The 790-nt window shown below is 66.8% G+C and carries 1 pseudogene; it reads left to right on the forward strand.

From position 1 onward, the window contains the following. Positions 1-185: 185 nt before the first annotated feature. Positions 186-641: pseudogene (locus tag ACSVC7_RS32725) on the forward strand (Mu transposase domain-containing protein); the annotation flags it as partial. Positions 642-790 lie beyond the last annotated feature (149 nt).

A 790-nucleotide genomic window follows, 5' to 3' on the forward strand; every position in this document is an offset into this window, starting at 1 on the left:
GCGGGCGCACCCGTTGGATCGGTCAATGAGCCTGAAAATGTTTAGGGCCATGATAAGCGAAGACTTCTTCTTCGAACTCTTTGCTTACATGCGATAGCCCTGCCTTCGACATGGAGGGGTAGAGAATGGTCGAGGTCACGATACCGTTGAGTTCCTCCGAGACGACGGATCGAAGGGACGTGATGCGGGCCCGGACCAAGGGCAAGGACGAGAACGGCGTCGGCTACGTCAAGAAGAACGCCATTGCCGGGCGGCGCTTCGCCAGTTGGAAGGCGTTCGAGGGGCATTTGGCACACTGGATGCGCACCATCGCCGATGTTCGCGTCCATGGCACCACGGGCGACCGGCCGATCGACCGCTTCCAGGCCGCCGAGGCGGCCAGCTTGCGGCCGCTGAACGGGCGCCCGCCCTACCTCCATGCCCGCGGGTTGCACCGCAAGGTCGAGGCCGACGGCACGGTCGGCCTCGACACCAACCACTACAGCGTGCCCTGGCGGTTGATCGGGCAGAGCGTCACGGTGGAGGTCAGCGACGGGGTGATCCGGGTTCTGCTGGCCGGCGCTGAGGTGGCCCGGCACGCTCAAGCCGATGGTCGTCGGCAGCGTGTGATCGATCCCCACCATCTCGACGGCGTGGTCGGCGTGCGCCCCGGCGCCCTCCGCGGAGGCTCCGGCGCCACCGTGCGATCCTGACCTGCTGCGGGGTAACGTCCAGCGGCGTGGTGGAAAAAGCGCCCATGAAGGATCGGGCCGGGGCCGGGCGAAGCCCTCCCATAGCGTAGCCCGGCCCC

The organism is Azospirillum mesophilum, from assembly GCF_053470405.2.